Source organism: Pseudomonas sp. HD6422, from assembly GCF_025377065.1.
In the GTDB taxonomy this organism is placed as follows: domain Bacteria; phylum Pseudomonadota; class Gammaproteobacteria; order Pseudomonadales; family Pseudomonadaceae; genus Aquipseudomonas; species Aquipseudomonas putida_U.
In genome coordinates, this window is sequence record NZ_JAHWIW010000001.1 from 116,533 (window position 1) to 130,700 (window position 14,168).

12 protein-coding genes are annotated in these 14,168 nt (G+C 64.3%); all 12 read left to right on the forward strand.

Annotated elements, in window-relative coordinates:
- The first annotated feature begins 79 nt into the window (after window positions 1-79).
- The 12 genes from leuC (at window position 80) to KY379_RS00705 (ending at window position 14,047) form a co-directional block, all read left to right on the forward strand.
- Window positions 80-1,513 carry a 3-isopropylmalate dehydratase large subunit gene (gene leuC / locus KY379_RS00650; protein ID WP_133332184.1) on the forward strand — a complete coding sequence of 478 codons (1,434 nt, stop codon included), beginning with the start codon at window positions 80-82 and terminating at the stop codon, window positions 1,511-1,513.
- A complete protein-coding gene (gene leuD / locus KY379_RS00655) occupies window positions 1,510-2,154 on the forward strand; it encodes a 3-isopropylmalate dehydratase small subunit (RefSeq protein ID WP_133332185.1) in 645 nt (214 codons plus the stop codon). The genes leuC and leuD overlap by 4 nt, the downstream gene beginning before the upstream one ends.
- Window positions 2,155-2,301: 147 nt before the next feature.
- Entirely contained in the window at window positions 2,302-3,075 is a 774-nt protein-coding gene (locus KY379_RS00660; protein WP_196173414.1) for a class I SAM-dependent methyltransferase, read from the forward strand.
- Window positions 3,076-3,133: 58 nt separating this feature from the next.
- Entirely contained in the window at window positions 3,134-4,216 is a 1,083-nt protein-coding gene (gene leuB / locus KY379_RS00665) for a 3-isopropylmalate dehydrogenase (protein ID WP_261240267.1), read from the forward strand.
- Window positions 4,217-4,279: 63 nt separating this feature from the next.
- Window positions 4,280-5,392 carry an aspartate-semialdehyde dehydrogenase gene (asd, locus tag KY379_RS00670; RefSeq protein ID WP_261240268.1) on the forward strand — a complete coding sequence of 371 codons (1,113 nt, stop codon included), beginning with the start codon at window positions 4,280-4,282 and terminating at the stop codon, window positions 5,390-5,392.
- Window positions 5,393-5,605: 213 nt separating this feature from the next.
- Window positions 5,606-6,610 carry an aspartate-semialdehyde dehydrogenase gene (locus tag KY379_RS00675; RefSeq protein ID WP_261240269.1) on the forward strand — a complete coding sequence of 335 codons (1,005 nt, stop codon included), beginning with the start codon at window positions 5,606-5,608 and terminating at the stop codon, window positions 6,608-6,610.
- Between the two features lie 69 nt (window positions 6,611-6,679).
- Window positions 6,680-9,328, forward strand: coding sequence for a FimV/HubP family polar landmark protein (locus KY379_RS00680; protein ID WP_261240270.1), 2,649 nt, complete (start codon window positions 6,680-6,682; stop codon window positions 9,326-9,328).
- Window positions 9,329-9,418: 90 nt separating this feature from the next.
- Entirely contained in the window at window positions 9,419-10,273 is an 855-nt protein-coding gene (gene truA, locus KY379_RS00685) for a tRNA pseudouridine(38-40) synthase TruA (RefSeq protein WP_133332191.1), read from the forward strand.
- Window positions 10,274-10,333: 60 nt separating this feature from the next.
- Window positions 10,334-10,954 (forward strand): phosphoribosylanthranilate isomerase, encoded by a 621-nt coding sequence (locus KY379_RS00690; protein ID WP_133332192.1) that lies wholly within the window; start codon window positions 10,334-10,336, stop codon window positions 10,952-10,954.
- Between the two features lie 222 nt (window positions 10,955-11,176).
- Window positions 11,177-12,070, forward strand: coding sequence for an acetyl-CoA carboxylase, carboxyltransferase subunit beta (gene accD / locus KY379_RS00695; RefSeq protein WP_133332193.1), 894 nt, complete (start codon window positions 11,177-11,179; stop codon window positions 12,068-12,070).
- On the forward strand, window positions 12,070-13,386 hold the full coding sequence (gene folC, locus KY379_RS00700; protein ID WP_133332194.1) for a bifunctional tetrahydrofolate synthase/dihydrofolate synthase: 1,317 nt from the start codon (window positions 12,070-12,072) through the stop codon (window positions 13,384-13,386). The genes accD and folC overlap by 1 nt, the downstream gene beginning before the upstream one ends.
- Window positions 13,370-14,047 (forward strand): SPOR domain-containing protein, encoded by a 678-nt coding sequence (locus KY379_RS00705; RefSeq protein WP_196173408.1) that lies wholly within the window; start codon window positions 13,370-13,372, stop codon window positions 14,045-14,047. The genes folC and KY379_RS00705 overlap by 17 nt, the downstream gene beginning before the upstream one ends.
- The last annotated feature ends 121 nt before the right edge of the window (window positions 14,048-14,168 follow it).

The window sequence follows — 14,168 nt, forward strand, 5'->3', positions numbered from 1 at the left end:
ATTCAATCTAACCCCATAGCATCGTCCGTACAAGCCAAGGGGTCTTTGGCATAGAAAGACGCTGATGAGGAACAGTCTGATGGCTGGCAAAACGCTCTACGACAAACTCTGGGAAGCCCATGAGGTCAAGCGCCGTGATGACGGCTCGTCCTTGATCTACATCGATCGCCATATCATCCACGAAGTGACCTCGCCCCAGGCCTTTGAGGGCCTGCGCCTGGCCAACCGCAAGCCGTGGCGTATCGATGCCAACATCGCCACGCCGGACCACAACGTGCCGACCACGCCAGAGCGCAAGGGTGGCATCGACGCAATCGTCGACCAGGTGTCGCGCCTGCAGGTGCAGACCCTCGACGAGAACTGCGACGAGTACGGCATCGTCGAATTCAAGATGAACGACGAACGCCAGGGCATCGTCCACGTCATCAGCCCTGAGCAAGGCGCGACCCTGCCGGGCATGACCGTGGTCTGCGGCGATTCGCATACCTCGACCCACGGTGCCTTCGGCGCCCTGGCCCATGGCATCGGCACCTCCGAGGTCGAGCACGTGCTCGCCACCCAGTGCCTGGTCGCCAAGAAGATGAAGAACATGCTGGTGCGTGTCGAAGGCCAATTGCCTGCTGGCGTCACCGCCAAGGACATCGTGCTCGCCGTGATCGGCAAGATCGGTACTGCCGGTGGTAACGGCCATGCCATGGAATTCGCCGGCAGCGCCATTCGCGCGTTGTCGATGGAAGGCCGCATGACCATCTGCAATATGTCCATCGAAGCCGGCGCCCGCGTGGGCCTGGTGGCCGTGGACGAGACTACCGTCGCCTATGTCGAAGGTCGTCCGTATGCGCCGAAGGGCGCCCAGTGGGAGCAGGCGGTGCAGGCCTGGAAAGGCCTGGTGTCCGATGCCGACGCGGTGTTCGACACCGTGGTCGAGCTCGATGCCGCGCAGATCAAGCCGCAAGTCAGCTGGGGCACCTCGCCGGAGATGGTTCTGGCCGTCGACCAACGTGTACCGGACCCGGCTGCCGAACCGGACCTGATCAAGCGTGGCTCGATCGAGCGGGCCCTCAAGTACATGGGTCTTGCCGCCAATCAGGCGATCACCGACATCAAGCTCGATCGCGTATTCATCGGCTCATGCACCAACTCGCGTATCGAAGACCTGCGCGCCGCTGCCGAGATCGCCAAGGGCCGCAAGGTCGCCGCCAACGTCAAGCAGGCGCTGGTGGTGCCGGGCTCCGGTCTGGTCAAGGCCCAGGCCGAGCGTGAAGGTCTGGACAAGATCTTCCTCGAGGCCGGTTTCGAATGGCGTGAACCTGGCTGTTCGATGTGCTTGGCGATGAACCCGGACCGCCTGGAAAGTGGCGAGCACTGCGCGTCCACCTCCAACCGCAACTTCGAGGGGCGCCAGGGCGCTGGTGGTCGTACCCACCTGGTCAGCCCAGCCATGGCTGCCGCTGCCGCGGTGACCGGCCACTTCATCGATGTCCGCGAGTTGATCCAAGGGAGTGCAGCATGAAAGCCTTTACCCAGCACATCGGTCTCGTCGCGCCGTTGGATCGTGCCAACGTCGACACCGATCAGATCATCCCCAAGCAGTTCCTCAAGTCGATCAAACGTACCGGCTTCGGCCCCAACCTGTTCGACGAGTGGCGCTACCTGGATGTCGGCCAGCCGTACCAGGACAACAGCAAGCGCCCGCTGAACCAGGATTTCGTGCTCAACCATGCCCGTTACCAAGGCGCCAGCGTGCTGCTGGCCCGTGAGAACTTCGGCTGCGGTTCGAGCCGCGAGCACGCCCCGTGGGCGTTGGACGAATACGGTTTCCGCAGCGTGATCGCGCCGAGCTTCGCCGACATCTTCTTCAACAACAGCTTCAAGAACGGCTTGCTGCCGATCATTCTCAGCGATGAGGAAGTCGACGAGTTGTTCAAGCAGGTCGAAGCCAACCCAGGCTACCAGCTGACCATCGACTTGCAGGCCCAGGCCGTGACCCGTCCGGATGGCAAGGTGCTGCACTTCGAAGTCGACGCCTTCCGCAAGCACTGCCTGCTCAATGGCCTCGATGACATCGGCCTGACCCTGCAGGACAGCGACGCGATCAAGGCCTTCGAAGGCAAGCACCGCGCCGGGCAGCCCTGGCTGTTCCGCGATGCCTGAAGTTCGTAGTTGATTTCGCTGGCCTCTTCGCGGGCAATCCCGCCCCCACGGTAAAGTGCTGTCTACAGCATCTGCGTTGCTTCTGTGGGAGCGGGCTTGCCCGCGAAAGGGCCGGTCTTGGCAGTGAATATCTAAAGGATTGATCCCATGACCCGCACCAATCACACCGATGTGGTCCAACGCCAGTTCGGCGAACAGGCCAGTGCCTACCTCAGCAGCGCCGTGCACGCCCAGGGCAACGAGTTCGCCCTGCTGCAGGCCGAGCTGGCGGGGCAGGGCAGCGCCCGTGTTCTGGACCTGGGCTGTGGTGCCGGGCATGTCAGCTTCCATGTCGCGCCGCTGGTTGCCGAGGTGGTCGCCTACGACCTGTCGCAATCGATGCTCGACGTGGTGGCCGCCGCAGCCGCCGATCGCGGGCTGGGCAATATCACCACCGAGTGCGGCGCCGCCGAACGCCTGCCGTTCGCCGATGCCTCGTTCGACTTCGTCTTCAGCCGCTATTCGGCGCATCATTGGAGCGATCTGGGTCTGGCCCTGCGCGAAGTGCGCCGGGTACTCAAGCCGGGCGGCGTGGCCGCGTTCGTCGACGTGATGTCACCGGGCAGCCCGTTGCTCGACACCTACCTGCAGACTGTGGAAGTGCTGCGCGACACCAGCCACGTTCGCGATTATTCTGCCGCCGAGTGGCAGCGTCAGGTCAGCGAGGCGGGCTTGCATGTGCGCAGCCACACGCGCCAAGCCTTGCGCCTGGAGTTTTCCAGCTGGGTCGAGCGCATGCGCACCCCGGAGCCGCTGCGTGTAGCCATTCGCCAGTTGCAGCAGGCCATGGGCGAGGAAGTCCGGCAGTATTATCAGATCGAAGCCGACGGCTCGTTCAGCACCGATGTGCTGGTGCTGTGGGCCGAGCGCCAGCGCTCGTAACAAGATACGGTTCGGCGTGGCCAGCTCGGCCGCGCCGCTTGAATGAATAGAGGAAAGCATGAGCAAGCAGATTCTGATTCTCCCAGGTGATGGCATCGGCCCGGAAATCATGGCCGAGGCGGTCAAGGTGCTGGAGGTGGCTAACGACAAGTTCCGCCTCGACCTGAGCCTGACCCACGACGTCATCGGTGGCGCGGCCATCGACAAGCACGGCGTGCCGCTGGCCGACGAGACCCTGGAGCGTGCTCGCCAGGCCGACGCCGTGCTGCTGGGCGCCGTGGGTGGCCCGAAGTGGGACAAGATCGAGCGTGACATCCGTCCCGAGCGCGGTCTGCTGAAGATCCGCTCGCAACTGGGTCTGTTCGCCAACCTGCGTCCGGCCATCCTCTACCCGCAACTGGCCGACGCTTCGTCGCTCAAGCCGGAAATCGTTTCGGGCCTGGATATCCTTATCGTCCGTGAGCTGACCGGCGGTATCTACTTCGGCGCCCCACGGGGCCAGCGCGAACTCGAAGGCGGCGAGCGCCAGGCCTACGACACCCTGCCGTACAGCGAAAGCGAAGTGCGCCGCATCGCCCGCGTCGGCTTCGACATGGCCCGCGTGCGCGGCAAGAAGCTGTGCTCGGTGGACAAGGCCAACGTCCTGGCGTCCAGCCAACTGTGGCGTGAAGTGGTCGAGGACGTGGCCAAGGACTATCCGGATGTCGAGCTGAGCCACATGTACGTCGACAACGCGGCCATGCAGCTGGTGCGCGCACCGAAGCAGTTCGACGTGATGGTGACTGACAACATGTTCGGTGACATCCTGTCGGATGAAGCTTCCATGCTCACAGGTTCCATCGGCATGCTGCCCTCGGCGTCCCTGGATGCCAATAACAAAGGCATGTACGAGCCTTGCCATGGTTCGGCACCGGACATCGCCGGCCTGGGCGTTGCCAACCCGCTGGCGACCATCCTGTCGGTGTCGATGATGCTGCGCTACAGCTTCAATCAGCAGGCGGCGGCCGAGGCCATCGAGCAAGCGGTCAGTCTGGTCCTGGACCAGGGTCTGCGCACTGGCGACATCTTCTCGGAAGGTTGCCGCAAGGTCGGTACGCAAGAAATGGGCGACGCAGTAGTCGCCGCGCTGCGGAATCTGTAATCTCTCTGGCCCGCCACCCCAAACTCCCGGTGGCGGCCCACTTTTAGCAAAGGTGTAGTTGCGATGAAACGTGTAGGTCTGATCGGTTGGCGCGGTATGGTCGGTTCCGTGCTCATGCAGCGGATGCTGGAGGAGCAGGACTTCGACCTTATTGAACCGGTGTTCTTCACCACCTCCAACGTAGGTGGCCAGGGCCCGAACGTGGGCAAGGATATTGCTCCGCTCAAGGACGCCTATTCGATCGAAGAGCTCAAGACCCTCGACGTGATCCTGACCTGCCAGGGCGGCGACTACACCAACGAGGTGTTCCCCAAGCTGCGTGAAGCCGGCTGGCAGGGTTACTGGATCGATGCCGCCTCGTCGCTGCGCATGCAGGACGACGCTGTCATCGTGCTCGATCCGGTCAACCGCAAGGTCATCGACCAGCAGCTCGACGCCGGTACCAAGAACTACATCGGCGGCAACTGCACCGTCAGCCTGATGCTGATGGGCCTGGGCGGCCTGTTCGAAGCCGGCCTGGTCGAGTGGATGAGCGCCATGACCTATCAGGCGGCCTCCGGTGCCGGCGCGCAGAACATGCGCGAACTGATCAAGCAGATGGGCGGCATTCACGCTGCCGTTGCCGATGACCTGGCCAATCCGGCCAGTGCCATTCTCGACATCGACCGTAAGGTCGCCGAGACCATGCGCGGCGAAGCGTTCCCCACCGAAAACTTCGGCGTGCCGCTGGCCGGTAGTCTGATCCCGTGGATCGACAAGGAGCTGCCCAACGGCCAGAGCCGCGAGGAATGGAAGGCCCAGGCCGAGACCAACAAGATCCTCGGTCGCTTCAAGAGCCCGATCCCGGTCGACGGCATCTGCGTGCGCATCGGCGCCATGCGTTGCCACAGCCAGGCGCTGACCATCAAGCTGAACAAGGACGTGCCGCTGGCCGACATCGAAGGCCTGATCAGCCAGCACAACCCATGGGTCAAGCTGGTGCCGAACCAGCGCGAGATCAGCATGCAGGAGCTGAGCCCGACCAAGGTCACCGGCACCCTGAACATCCCGGTTGGCCGTCTGCGTAAGCTGAACATGGGTTCGCAGTACCTGGGCGCGTTCACCGTTGGCGACCAGCTGCTGTGGGGCGCTGCCGAGCCGCTGCGGCGCATGCTGCGGATTCTGCTGGAGCGTTGATCGTTCTGGTTTGACCGAAAACCCGTGCTGGTGACAGTACGGGTTTTTTGTTGGTCGTCGGAAGATATTCAGCGCCTGTGAGATCGAGCGCCGCCCGCGCGGCGCTCGATATCCGCCACCCCGCCGACCCCTACGCCAAGCCCAAGACAGACAAAACACTACAATCCAAGTAAAGTGCCGCCCCCGCCGTTTCAGCAAAAGGATCTTTCCCCCATGACCACCCCCTTGGATATCGCCGTCATCGGCGCCACCGGCAGCGTCGGTGAAACCCTGGTGCAGATCCTCGAAGAACTGTCGTTCCCAGTCGCCACCTTGCACCTGTTGGCAAGCATGGAGTCGGCCGGTAGCAGCGTGATGTTCGCCGGCAAGAAGCTCAAGGTGCGCGAGGTCGACAGTTTCGATTTCGCCCAGGTCAAGCTGGCCTTCTTCGCCGCTGGCCCTGCGGTCAGCCGCAGCTTCGCCGGTAAGGCCGAGCAGGCCGGCTGCACGGTCATCGACTTGTCCGGCGGCCTGGAAGACGCCTTGCCGGTGGTCCCGGAGGCCAACGCCGAGCGCCTCGACGGCCTGGCGCTGCCCGCCCGCATTTCCAGCCCTAGTGCCGCAGCGGTAGCGCTTGCCGTGGCATTGGCACCGCTCAAGGGCTTGATGGAGATCGAGCGGGTGCAGGTCATGGCCGCGCTGGCAGTGTCTGCCCAAGGGCGCGAGGCGGTCAACGAACTGGCCCGGCAGACCGCCGAGCTGCTCAATGCACGACCACTGGAGCCGCGTTTCTTCGACCGCCAGGTGGCATTCAACCTATTGCCTCAGGTGGGTGCGGTGGACGAGCAGGGGCATAGTGCCCTGGAGCGGCGCCTGGTGGTCGAGCTGCGCGAGCTGCTGGGCTTGGCGGATTTGAAGTTTTCCGTGACCTGCATTCAAGTCCCGGTGTTTTTCGGCGATAGCTTCAGTGTAGCGCTACAGAGCCGCGCGCCAGTCGACCTGGCGGCGGTCAATCAGGCGCTGGACAGCGCCGATAGCCTTGAGTTGGTCGAGCCCGAGGATTACCCGACACCTGTCGGCGACGCAGTCGGGCAGGACGTGGTCTATGTTGGTCGTGTACGCCATGGTGTAGATGAGCCCGAACAGTTGAACCTGTGGCTGACCACCGACAATTTGCGCAAGGGCGCCGCCCTCAACGCCGTCCAAGTGGCGCAATTGTTGATAAAACCCAGGGTGTAAATGATACTGGCGAGCAATTTTGTCCTACATCGGTAGAAGGTGTTGGACGATCCATACAAGGGAAGAGTCATGCTTCGAATTCGCAAACTGGTTCTGGCCATGGCAGCAGCATCGGCGCTGTCGTCCGGCATGGCGAACGCCCTGGGGTTGGGTGAACTGACCCTCAAGTCGGCGCAGAACCAGCCGCTGGATGCCGAGATCGAACTGCTCGATGTACGTGACCTGCGAGCCTCGGAAGTGGCGCCGAGCCTGGCGTCGCCGGAAGAATTCAGCAAGGCCGGAGTGGCCTATCCCAGCTATCTGGAAGACCTGACCTTCACCCCGGTGATCAACCCCAACGGCAAGAGCGTATTGCGGGTGACCTCCAGCCAGCCGCTGCCGGGTACCGTGGTCAAGTTCCTGGTCCAGGTGATGTGGCCCCAAGGTCGCCTGCTGCGTGACTACAGCGTGTTGCTCGACCAGGCCAAGGCCCAGGGCGAGCAGCCGGCGGCGGGCAATATCGCAGCGCCGGTCAGCGCTGGCGCCAGCTACACCACCCAGCGCCGTGACACCCTGTGGCAGATCGCTGCCCAGCATGTCCAGGGCGGCTCTGTGCAGCAGGCCATGATCGCCATCCAGGCGCTCAATCCCGACGCCTTCATTGGCAACAACATCAACCAGCTGAAGGTCGGCCAGGTATTGCGCCTGCCCGATCAGCAGCAGGTGCAGAGTATCCCCCAGGGCGAAGCCAACCGTGAGGTGGCCGAGCAGTACCGTGCGTGGCGCGAAGGCCGGCGGCTGGGTCCGCGGGCGCGCCAGCTCGACGCCACCCGCCGTGGTGCCGCCGAAGCCGCGCCAGCGCGCATCGCTCAAGGCGACAATCTGCGCCTGGTGACGCCTGGCAACCAGGCCGATGCCAAGGACGCCAAAGCGCTCAGCGACCAGCTGGCGGTGGCCCAGGAGAGCCTGGACACCAGTCGCCGCGACAACGAAGAACTCAAGAGCCGCATGAGCGACCTGCAGAGCCAACTGGACAAGCTGCAGCGTCTGATCGAGCTGAAGAACGACCAATTGGCCCGCCTGGAAGCGCAGGGCGGCGCTGCGGCTGCTCCGTCGACCGCCGCAGCGCCCGCGGCCGCTGGTGCCGCGCAGGTACCAGCCGATGCTGCCGAGCCCGTGGTCGAGCCGGCGCCGGCTGCCGTGGACACGGCGCCGGAAAACCCGCCGAGCGCAGATCAACAGGCAGTCGACGAGCAGCCAGGCGCGCTTGACGATCTGCTGGGCAATCCGCTGCTGCTGGGGCTGATCGCAGGCTCCGCGGCATTGGTGCTGTTGTTGCTGGTCCTGCTGCTGATGCGCAAGCGCAAGGCCCAACAGGAGGCCGAGAAGCATCTGCGCATGGCCCGCGCCCTGGCCGAGGAAAACGAACGTGCCCCGGACTTCGACTTGCCGCCGAGCAGCTTCGAAGGGGTCGAGGTTTCGGCGCCGAGCGTGACCCTGTCGCCGGCCGTGGTCGCGGCCTCGGCCGCCGCTGCGACAGCGGCGGAAAAGCCGGTTGCGCCAGCCCCAGTGGCCGAGCCGCAAACCGACATCGACCCGATTGCACGATTGCTCGCCGAAGTCGATCAGAGCATCGCCGCCGGTCGTCTGAACCACGCAGCCGACCTGCTTGAGTCGGCAGTTGCCGCCGAGCCTGAGCGTGACGACCTGCGTCTCAAGCTCATGGACGTGTATGCCCGCCAGGGGGATCACAGTGGGTTCGTCGAGCAGGAGCGCAAGCTGTCTGCCAGTGAAAACAACGTGGCCCAGGTCGACGACCTCAAGAGTCGCTATCCTGCCATGCTTGGCTTGGCAGCTGCTGGCCTGGGCGCTGCCGCCCTGGCTGCGGAAATGGACGAGCAGTACGTGCAGGACTTGCTGCAGGACGATGCGCCGCCGGCTGCCGAAGACGTGCCTCAGGCAGTGCCGGAGTCTGCGCCGCATGTTGATCCGGAACCAGAGGCAGAGCCAGACGTCATCAGCCAGACGCCCGCTCCCGAAGTCGACGACTTGGACAGCGCCTTCGATCTCAGTCTGGATGACGATCTGCCGCTGGACACGGCCCTCGAACCGCCGATGCTCGACGAGGAAGCGCCGGCCCAGCCACTGGCCGAAGAGTCCCCGGACGTTGCGCCGGTCGAGCCCGTCACCGACGCCGATGCCGATTTCGAAACCCTGTTGGCCCAGGCCGAAGCGCCAGCGCTCGATGACCTTGCCGATTTCGACCTGGACACCGGCGAGCCAGCCCCGGCAGATCCCGAGGCACCCGTGGACGTGGCGGCGGAGCTCGCCGCCTTCGACGCCATCCCGGAATTCGACCCGATCTCCGAGTTGGAGCTGCCGGAGGACTTCGACCTGTCACTGTCGTTGGACGACGATTCGGCAGCGGCGAAGAACTTCGCCTCGGAGCTGGACGACGTCAATGCCGAGCTCGACAAGCTGTCGCAGAATCTCGAAAGCCCCTCGCTGGAGCCGCAGTTCACCGCCGAGGACGCTGCTGCCGATCTCGAGCCGCTGGATGACCTGGACTTCGACTTCTTCTCCGGCACCGATGAGGTGGCGACCAAGCTCGACCTGGCGCGGGCGTATATCGACATGGGCGACCATCAGGGCGCTCGGGACATCCTCGACGAGGTGGTCAAGGATGGCGACGATACCCAGCGTCAGGAAGCCGAGGACATGCTCTCGCGCTTGGTCTGACAGGACCGCCTGATGACAACGGCAGCCCAATACGGCTGCCGTTGTCGTTATAATCCCCGCCATTCCGTATCATCCACAGGTTTCAGGTTCTTGGACATCATCGACACCGCCGCCTCAGAATCGGCCGCCGAAGGCTTCACCCGCATCGCCCTGGGGGTGGAATACAAGGGATCGCGCTACCGTGGCTGGCAACGCCAGGCCAGCGGCGTTCCCAGTGTGCAACAGGCCCTCGAGCAGGCCTTGTCGAAGGTCGCCAACGAACCCATCGCCGTGGTCTGTGCCGGTCGAACCGATGCCGGTGTCCACGGCTGCGGTCAGGTGGTGCATTTCGATACCCGGGCCCAGCGCGATGAACGCGCCTGGACCCTGGGCAGCAATTTCAACCTGCCTCACGACATCAGCGTGGTCTGGGCGCGGCCGATGCCCGCCGATTTCCATGCGCGTTTCAAGGCAACCGCGCGGCGCTACCGTTACGTCATCTACAACGATCCGATCCGTCCGGCGCACCTGGCCGAAGAAGTCACCTGGAACCATCGTCCGCTGGACGTCGAGCGCATGGCCGAGGCGGCCCAGTACCTGCTCGGTACCCATGACTTCAGTGCCTTTCGTGCGAGCCAGTGCCAGGCCAAGTCGCCGATCAAGCACATCCATCACCTGCGGGTCACCCGCCACGGTCGCATGATCGTGCTCGACGTGCGCGCCACCGCGTTTCTCCACCACATGGTGCGTAACATCGCCGGGGTGCTGATGACCATCGGCGCCGGCGAGCGGCCGGCCAGTTGGGCGCGTGAGGTGCTCGAGGGGCGCAATCGCCGCGAGGGCGGCGTGACGGCGCATCCTTATGGTCTGTACCTGGTGCAGGTGGAGTACCCGGAAAGCTTCGAGCTGCCGAGTCGTTACATTGGTCCACATTTTCTCAGCGGCTATGAAAGCCTGGTCGACTGACGGCGCCTGGGGCATTTGCTAAGATCCGGCCTTTGACCACGCATTCAGGGTTTGCAGTCCATGAGCAACGTGCGCAGCAAGATTTGCGGAATCACCCGCATCGAAGACGCCCTGGCCGCGGCCGACGCCGGAGCCGATGCCATCGGCTTCGTCTTCTATGCCAAGAGCCCGCGGGCCGTTGACGTGCGCCAGGCGCGGGCGATCATCGCCGAGTTGCCGCCGTTCGTGACCACTGTGGGTCTGTTCGTCAATGCCTCGCGTTGCGAGCTCAACGAGATTCTCGAAGTGGTGCCGCTGGACCTGCTACAGTTCCACGGCGACGAAACCCCCGCCGATTGCGAAGGCTTCCATCGCCCCTGGATCAAGGCCTTGCGGGTGCGTCCCGGAGACGACCTCGAGGCAGCCTGCCAGCTGTATGGCGGTGCCCAGGGCGTGTTGCTGGATACCTACGTGGCCGGTGTGCCGGGCGGTACCGGCGAGGCGTTCGACTGGTCGCTGGTGCCGGCTGGCCTGAGCAAGCCGGTGATCCTTGCCGGTGGCCTGTCGGCAGGCAACGTCGGCCAGGCCATCGCCCAGGTGCGGCCGTATGCCGTGGATGTCAGCGGCGGTGTGGAGCAGAGCAAGGGCATCAAGGATGCCGCGAAGATCGATGCATTCATCCGTGCGGTGAAGCAGGCGTGAGGGCAGATGTGACGGCTGGCGGCGCGCCATCGTCCATAGCTATCGCAGCCCTGCGGGGCAGTCGCCGGTACGCCGTGCGGCACAGAACACCATTGACGACGACGCGGTACGCAGGCAGCCCCTGCGATTGGGTCGTCATCGTTTGATAGAAGAATTTGAGCTCAAGGGTAGGGCATGGCCGGCCAGACCGGTCCCCGCCCGCCGATACTGGAGAAAGAAAGCATGAGCAACTGGTTGGTCGACAAACTGATTCCATCGATCATGCGTTCCGAGGTGAAGAAGAGCTCGGTGCCAGAAGGCCTGTGGCACAAGTGCCCAGCCTGCGAAGCCGTGCTGTATCGTCCGGAGCTGGAAAAGACCCTGGATGTCTGCCCCAAGTGCAACCACCACATGCGCATCGGCGCACGTGCCCGCATCGACATCTTCCTGGATGCCGAAGGCCGTGCCGAGCTGGGTGCCGATCTCGAGCCGGTGGACCGTCTGAAATTCCGAGACGGCAAGAAGTACAAGGACCGCCTGGTCGCCGCGCAGAAACAGACGGGTGAGAAAGACGCCCTGATCTCCATGAGCGGCACCCTGATGGGCATGCCGATCGTCGTCAGTGCCTTCGAGTTTTCCTTCATGGGTGGTTCGATGGGGGCCGTGGTCGGCGAGCGTTTCGTCCGTGCTGCCAACTACGCGCTGGAAAACCGCTGCCCGATGATCTGCTTCTCGGCCTCCGGCGGCGCTCGTATGCAGGAAGCGCTGATCTCGCTGATGCAGATGGCCAAGACTTCGGCCGTGCTGGCGCGCCTGCGCGAAGAGGGCATTCCGTTCATCTCCGTGCTGACCGACCCGGTCTATGGCGGCGTTTCCGCCAGTCTGGCGATGCTCGGCGACGTCATCGTCGGTGAGCCGAAGGCGCTGATCGGCTTCGCCGGCCCGCGCGTGATCGAGCAGACCGTGCGTGAAAAACTGCCGGAAGGCTTCCAGCGCAGCGAGTTCCTCCTTGAGCATGGCGCCATCGACCTGATCATCTCCCGCGGTGAGCTGCGTCCACGTCTGGCCCGCCTGTTGGCGCAGATGACCGGCCAACCAACGCCTGAGCAGGCGCGCGAGGCGGCTGCGGTCGCGTGATGACAGAGCACAGCCCACGTACGCTCGGCGAGTGGCTCGCCTATCTCGAGCAGTTGCACCCGTCGGCCATCGACATGGGGCTGGAGCGATCGCAACAGGTGCTTGCCCGGCTGGCGCTGGGCAAGCTTGCGCCGCGCGTGATCACCGTGACCGGTACCAATGGCAAGGGCTCGACCTGCGCCTTCGTCGCCTCGATGCTGCGCGCGCAGGGCCTCAAAGTCGGCGTCTACAGCTCGCCGCACCTGCTGCGCTACAACGAGCGGGTGCTTGTCGACGGCCACGAGGCCAGCGATGAGCGCCTGTGCGAAGCGTTTGCCGCCGTCGAGGCGGCGCGTGGCGAGATTTCCCTGACCTACTTCGAAATGGGCACCCTGGCGGCGTTCTGGCTGTTCGAGCGGGCGGGGCTCGATGCCGTCGTACTCGAAGTCGGTTTGGGCGGGCGCCTGGATACTGTGAACGTGATCGATGCCGACCTGGCGTTGGTGACCAGTGTCGGCGTCGATCATGTCGATTACCTGGGGGATACCCGCGAATCGGTCGCCTTCGAGAAGGCCGGGATCTTCCGCCCAGGCAAACCAGCCCTGTGCGGCGACCTCGATCCACCCCAGCCACTGTTGGACAAGGCCGCCGAACTGGCGGCGCCGTTGTTCCTGCGTGGTCGTGATTTCGATCTGGCCAGCACCGACGAACACTGGCAATGGCGTGGGGTAGGGGGTGATGGCGCGGTGGTCGAACTGCATGACCTGCCGTTGCTCGATCTGCCGATGGAAAACGCCGCCCTGGCCCTGCAGGCCTATCTGTTGATGGGGCTTCCATGGGACGTGGGGCAGTTGCGCCAGGCGTTGCTCGATACCCGCATCACAGGTCGCCTTGACCGGCGTACTGTTCGCTGGCAGGGCAAGGCCGTGCAGTTGCTGCTGGATGTCGGGCACAACCCGCATGCTGCCGACTACCTGGCTCGTCGCCTCGCTGCCCGTCCTCTGAAGGGGCGTCGCCTGGCCGTGTTCGGGCTGCTGGCCGACAAGGACCTGGACGGTGTACTCGCGCCGCTGCATGGCTTGGTCGATGACTGGGCAGTAGCACCGCTGGACACCCCCCGTAGTCGGCCCGGTGGCGAACTGGCCAAGGCCTTGACGAACCTCGGCGCGGCGGTGAAGTCTTATGCCAGTGTCGACGCAGCGCTGGAAGGGCAATGCGCGCAAGCAACCGAGGATGACCAGATCCTGCTGTTCGGTTCGTTTTTCTGTGTCGCCGAGGCATTGCAATGGCTCGAGCGGCAGGCCGCGGAGGGTGGAGTAGATGGCAGTGCTGGATAAAGGGATGAAACAGCGCATGGTCGGTGCGTTGGTGCTGGTGGCACTGGCGGTGATTTTCCTGCCGATGCTGTTCACCCGCGAGGATGAGATGCGCCAGGTGCAGGTCCAGGCACCGGAAGCGCCGGCCATGCCGAGCCTGCCTGAAGTCAAGGTGGAGGAGGTGGCGGTGCCTGAGCCGCAGCCAGTGCCGGATCCTGTGCAGGAGCAGCCCCAGGAGGCGCCTGTGGTGGTCGATGAATCCTCGGCGCAGCCAACCACGCCGAGCCAGCCGATCACCCCCTCGCCGCAGACCCAGGCGCAATCCCAGCCACAGCCGAAGGCGCAGACTCCGCTGCCGACCCCGGCTGCCGCTGCCAAGCCGGCCACCGCGACAGCTCCGGCGGCTGCGGCCACCGCACCCTCGAAGATCGACGCCAATGGCCTGCCGGTGAGTTGGTCCATTCAGTTGGCCAGCCTGTCCAACCGCGCCGGTGCCGACAACCTGCAGAAAACCCTGCGAAGCCAAGGCTACAACGCTTACATCCGCTCGGTCGGCGGCATGAATCGAGTGTACGTCGGACCTCTGATCGAACGCGCCGAGGCCGAACGCCTGCGTGATGTGATCAATCGCCAGCAGAATCTCAAGGGCTTCGTCGTCCGCTTCCAGCCCGAACGAGGCTGAGTCTTCAGCGCCGCTTCGTAGCCATTCGCGGGCTTGCCCGCGGATGGTCCCCCCATAATCGATCTGACATTCCGCTTACCCACAGCCCGCCGCTCTGGTAAAATGCGCCGCCTCAAACGTC